The 1,506-nt window shown below is 63.9% G+C and carries 2 protein-coding genes; both read left to right on the top strand.

Going from position 1 to position 1,506, the window contains the following annotated elements; genetic code table 11:
* The coding region (locus XI09_RS08650) for a polysaccharide deacetylase family protein (protein ID WP_271566466.1) at window positions 1-786 on the top strand (786 nt) is incomplete at its 5' end.
* A 7-nt stretch (window positions 787-793) separates the two neighbouring features.
* Window positions 794-1,348 (top strand): dihydrofolate reductase, encoded by a 555-nt coding sequence (locus tag XI09_RS08645; RefSeq protein ID WP_271566465.1) that lies wholly within the window; start codon window positions 794-796, stop codon window positions 1,346-1,348.
* The last annotated feature ends 158 nt before the right edge of the window (window positions 1,349-1,506 follow it).

Here is a 1,506-nt window from a genome sequence, read left to right as displayed (position 1 = left end):
TGCACCACGCCAGGCGCGCTCGGGGTCGCCCGCACCGTCGAGATCGACACCACCGGCGGTCCAGGCTTCGGCTTCGAGCATTTCAAGGAGCTCGACTTCCTGCGCGACCACGAGGTGGTCCTGACCTTCGACGACGGCCCCTGGCCGAAGAACACGCCGGCGGTGCTGAAGGCGCTCGCCGATGAATGCACCACCGGCATCTTCTTCTCGATCGGCAAGCACGCCACCTACGAGCCGGAGATCCTGAAGCAGGTCTACGCGGCCGGCCATACCGTGGGCACCCACACCTGGTCGCACGCCAACCTCAACAACAAGAAGCTCACCGAGCCGCAGCGCAAGGAAGAGATCGAGAAGGGCCTTTCCGCGGTGAAGTGGGCGCTCGGCGGCATCTCGCCCTCGCCGTTCTTCCGCTTCCCGGCGCTCCAGCATCCGCCGGAGATGGTCACCTATCTCGGCAACCGCAACACGGCGATCTTCTCCTGCGACATCGACTCCTTCGACTTCAAGGCCTCCAAGCCCGAGAAGGTGGTCGAGACCGTGATGAAGAAGCTCGACGGCAAGGGCAAGGGCATCGTTCTGATGCACGACTTCCAGAAGCACACGGCGGAAGCCCTGCCCGAGCTCCTCAAGCGCCTGAAGGCAGGCGGCTACAAGGTGGTGGCGATGCGCGCCAAATTCCCTGCGTCGACGCTGCCCGAATACGACCAGGAGCTGCTCAAGGACGTCAAGCTGCCGACGGTGAGCCAGCGCCCGGTCAATTCCGTGGTGACGACCGTTTCCGAATAGAAGGCAATTGTCTTTCCGTATCGAAGGCTATGTCATCGTCTCCGCGGACGGCATGCTCGCCGACGCGAGCCATGTCATGCCCGACACCCTGAAGTTCGAAGGCGACAAGCTGTTCTTCGAGCAGGCGCTCGATCGCGCCGCGCTGATCGTGCACGGCCGGCACTCGCACGAGCAGCAGCCAAACTCTCCGAAGCGCAAGCGGCTGATCACGACCCGCAAGATCAAGGCACTCACCGTCGATCCGGAGATGCCGAACGCGACATTGTGGAATCCGGATCACGCGAGCTTCGAAGAGGCCTGCGCCTTCGCCGATGTCGCCTCCGGCATGGTCGCGATCATCGGCGGTCCCGTCGTGTTCGACATGTTCATGGACCGTTACGACACGTTCTGGCTGTCGGAGGCCCCGCATCTGCGCCTGCCCGGCGGCGAAGGTTGTTTTGTCGGCGTGCCGGAGCGGACGCCGCACGAGGTACTGGCGTCACACGGGATGAAGCCGGGCGCGCCATACCTGCTCGACGCGGCGCATGACGTCACGGTGACGCCGTGGCGTAGGTCTTCGTAGGGTGGGTTAGCGAAGCGTAACCCACCTCTTCTCTCACCGCGGTTGGTAAAGGTGGTGGGTTACGCCTTCGGCTGACCCACCCTTGTATTAGCGCGAGCGCTTATGATGGTGGCGTTCCGTGAGGAATGGCCCAGCCCGGGTGACGGCCCGAGCTGGGT

The organism is Bradyrhizobium sp. CCBAU 11386, from assembly GCF_028128955.1.
Taxonomy (GTDB): domain Bacteria; phylum Pseudomonadota; class Alphaproteobacteria; order Rhizobiales; family Xanthobacteraceae; genus Bradyrhizobium.
The sequence above is the reverse complement of the archived record's forward strand: the minus strand, read 5'-3'. Positions and strand labels throughout refer to the sequence as shown.